Genomic DNA, 3,522 nt, shown 5'->3' with positions numbered 1-3,522 from the left:
GATTGACCTGACGCCCATTCGCCAGCGCTTTGCCATCGAACTTGTGGCCGAGGCGTTCCAGGTACAGCTGCTGGCCGATATGCCACCGGTTCAGGCTGCCCTCAGCGCGCTGGCGCTGGCAGATGATGGCCTGCTGGCCTTTGCGATGAGCGGCGTGATCTGCCTGACGGACATCAGCCTTCGAGCCGCAGCCGTTTTACCGTGACTTCGTCGCCGATGCGGGCGATCACGATTTGGCCGCTGCGGGTCTGGTCGGTGCGCTGCACCGCCAGAAGATCGCCTTCCAGAATGCCCGCATCGCGCATGCTGAGACCGCGCACGCGGAGCAGGTAATCCGCTTTGCCCTGGAACAATTCCGGGCCGAGGCGGCAATATTTCTCGATATGGGCTTCTGTCAGCACCGGCCGGCCGGCGGCGACTCTGCCGATGACGGGCAGGGCGTCGGCCGGAGCCTGGTATTCCAGCAGCCGGATACCCCGCGCCAGAGAGGGCATGAGCTCGATCAGACCTTTTCGGGCCAATGCCTGAAGATGGCCGCGCACGGCATTCGTGGATTTGAGACCCAGCGCATCGGCAATTTCCGCGATGGTCGGCGGTACGCCGCTCTGGCGCAGGGTTTGGCGGATATGGTCGAGTATTTCCTGTTGGCGCGGAGTCGTGTTCTTCATGGCTTATAAAAGCAGTGCTTTTATAAGCAGTATAGTTGGGCTTTCGAGAAATGCGCAAGCATCGATATGGAGGATGCGACGAATGCTTTACAGCGTTAGCAGAAACGCGAGCAGATCCTCTTTCTCGGACTTGGTGAGTTTCAGTCCGAGCACCAGGTTGAAGAATTCCACCGTGTCTTCCAGCGTCAGCAAGCGGCCGTCGTGCAGATAGGGCGGCGAGTCCTTGATGCCGCGCAGAGGCGGAGTCTTGACGGAGCCGTCCGTCGAAGTGGCTTGGCTGGTGGTGATTCCGGGTCGGTAAAACCGTTCCACCTTCAGGTCATGGGTCTGGTTGTCGGTATAGTGGGGCGGTGTGTGGCAAGTCGCGCACTGGGCTTTGCCGAAAAAAAGTTCCTGCCCTCGGAGCGCGGCCTCGTCGTTGTTTTTTTGCGGGTCCAGTTTGCCCGACGTATCGAGCCTGGGCGCCGGCGGAAAATCGATGAGTTTTTGAAACTCGGCCATGAGGCGCACTTCGTCGGCTCGTTCGACCATGTGGGCTTCTTTTCTTTTGGCGGCTTCAGCGTCTCCGTCGAAATAAGCCGTCTCCAGTTCGAATTCCGAGCGGTCCTCGATGCTTTTCAGTCGGCCCTGGGTGTCGAACAACTGCTGGACGTCGACGCCCCTGAGGCTCCGCGTGTCGATGCGACGGCCGGGTTCCCGCGGCCGGGTGCTCGATGCCGTCTGTATGGCCGCGCCGGTGTGGCCGTTGACATGGCAGTCGAAACAGGCGACTCCGGAAGAAGGATCTTCGGTACGGCGGTCATCGGTGGCGTTGAACTGCTGCTGGGGAAAAGGTGTGAGCAAGAGCCGCAGCCCTTCCAGCTGTTCCGCATTGATGATGCCGTCGAAAAGTTCGCGGTAGTTGGATAGCGTTATCAAGCGGCTTCGAGAGACATCGCCCAGGTCCGGCCGTGTCTTGAGAAAGAGCGGAGACGGGAGTTCCGGTTGGAAGCGATCCGGAATGTCGAAGCCCACGTCGAAACGGGTGAGATCCCGGCCTTCTTGCTCCTCGACGGCTTCTATGAAATTTTTGCTGAACACGATGCCGCCCTCGGCGGGATTGGGGTGGGGCAGAGGCATGAACCCCTTCGGAAACAAGTCTTGCTTTCGAATGTCCTCAGGGGACATTTCCACTAATTCTTCCCAGGTTATGACCTCCCGCAGTTTGACCCGCACGCCTTCCTGAATGGGTTTGCCATGGGTCATCGTCACTGTTTTGGAGGGGTTGTCGCTGAGATCGTAACGTTCGTCGAGAGCCTTCAAATGGCGCTCCATGGCATCCAGCTTTGCGGTCTTCATGCGCGCCATGAACTGCTGAAATTCCTCGGCGCTCCTCGCCGGAGCGGGACACATCGCGAGGCCGGTGAAGGTCAGGCCCAGGATTGCGAATCCACGCAGAACCGTTTCGAGTGCTTTTTCTGGCATCGTCCGTTCCTCCCTATCGGCACTTTGCTGAATGCAGCCTCGAAAGCCGCGATGGTTGAAGTCCGTAGACGAAATGTTTAATTAAATGGCAGTCATCTCGATAGCGATAGCCGTACGAATACGGACCCATTCAAAGTCGCTTTCGATGAGGAATTAATTTTTGTAGGGTGGGTTAGGCCGCGAGGCCGTAACCCGCCGAGCGACCTCGAATCGGTGGGTTACGCTCCGCTAACCCACCCTACATAATGGTCACTCGAATGCCCAATGGAATGAGTTCGATTCCAGGGCAAGCAGGGCGGTCGGAAACCCGCAAGAAGCCGCGGTGAAGGGGCGAGGGGCAAGCCGGGACGATCGTCCCGGCCCGCCGATGACGAAGATCAGATCCCGGAGAGGCCGACGATGTTGTAGCCGGCGTCCACGTACAGGATTTCCCCGGTGATGCCGGATGCGAGATCGGAGCATAGAAACGCGGCGGCGTTGCCCACTTCCTCGATGGTGACGTTCTTGCGCAAGGGAGCGGCTTGTTCGCCTTTGGCCAGCATCTCGCGGAAATTGGCGATGCCGGAGGCGGCGAGGGTACGGATGGCTCCGGCGGAGACGGCATTGACGCGGATCCCTTCGGGGCCGAGGGAAGCCGCCAGATAACGGACATTGGCTTCGAGGCTGGCTTTGGCGACGCCCATCACGTTGTAATTCGGAATGGCCCGTTCGGCACCGAGATAGCTCAGCGTCAGCAACGAACCCTTGCGTCCCGCCATCAGCTTGCGGCCGGCTTTCGCGAGCGCGGCGAAGCTGTAGGAACTGATGTCGTGGGCGATACGGAAATTTTCGCGGGTTACCGCGTCGAGATAAGAGCCTTCCAGGGCTTCGCGAGGGGCGAAGGCGACGGAATGGACGATGCAATCGAGCCCGTCCCAGCGTTTGCCCAATTCGTCGAAAAGCGCGTCGATCTGCTCATCGCTCGCCACTTCGCAGGGCAGGACGATTTTCGCGCCCAGTTCCGCCGCCAGTTTTTCGACGCGCTCCTTGAGCTTGTCGTTCTGATAAGTCAGCGCGATTTCCGCTCCCTCCCGCCGCATCGCCTCCGCGATGCCGTAGGCGATGGACCGATTGCTGGCGACACCGACGATAAGAGCACGCTTGTCTTGCATGAAACCCATGGTGAATCTCCGATTTCGTCTGGAAATGGCGCGAAAGTATCCGCTAGAGGCCGAATGCTGTCTAGCCTGCATTTCTCCCCCCCTTCAATCGCAAACGGTCGCTTAAGTAGGTCGGCAATCCTTTGCCGACACAGCGGATCTGTCGGCAAAGGATTGCCGACCTACGGACTGAGCGGTGTCAGTTCACCTGCAATGCGGCTAACGATGCGACTATCGCACCGTTCGCTCGC

4 protein-coding genes are annotated in these 3,522 nt (G+C 59.4%); 1 reads left to right on the top strand and 3 read right to left on the bottom strand.

The window, feature by feature from the left end:
* Positions 1 to 205 (top strand): hypothetical protein (locus ABJK70_RS22020; RefSeq protein WP_347259140.1); only part of this gene is annotated, 205 nt, incomplete at its 5' end.
* Here the strand turns inward: ABJK70_RS22020 and lexA are convergent.
* The 3 genes from lexA to ABJK70_RS22005 form a co-directional block, all read right to left on the bottom strand.
* On the bottom strand, positions 174 to 668 hold the full coding sequence (lexA, locus tag ABJK70_RS22015) for a transcriptional repressor LexA (protein ID WP_347259139.1): 495 nt from the start codon (positions 666 to 668) through the stop codon (positions 174 to 176). The two genes, ABJK70_RS22020 and lexA, sit on opposite strands and share 32 nt — an antisense overlap.
* A gap of 87 nt (positions 669 to 755) precedes the next feature.
* The gene (locus tag ABJK70_RS22010) at positions 756 to 2,132 is read right to left on the bottom strand and encodes a cytochrome B6 (protein WP_086135303.1); all 1,377 of its coding nucleotides are present in this window, start codon (positions 2,130 to 2,132) and stop codon (positions 756 to 758) included.
* Positions 2,133 to 2,509: 377 nt separating this feature from the next.
* On the bottom strand, positions 2,510 to 3,292 hold the full coding sequence (locus tag ABJK70_RS22005; RefSeq protein ID WP_077731210.1) for an enoyl-ACP reductase: 783 nt from the start codon (positions 3,290 to 3,292) through the stop codon (positions 2,510 to 2,512).
* Positions 3,293 to 3,522: the final 230 nt, after the last annotated feature.

Source organism: Methylocaldum sp. (assembly GCF_039794385.1).
Taxonomy (GTDB): domain Bacteria; phylum Pseudomonadota; class Gammaproteobacteria; order Methylococcales; family Methylococcaceae; genus Methylocaldum.
The sequence above is the reverse complement of the archived record's forward strand: the minus strand, read 5'-3'. Positions and strand labels throughout refer to the sequence as shown.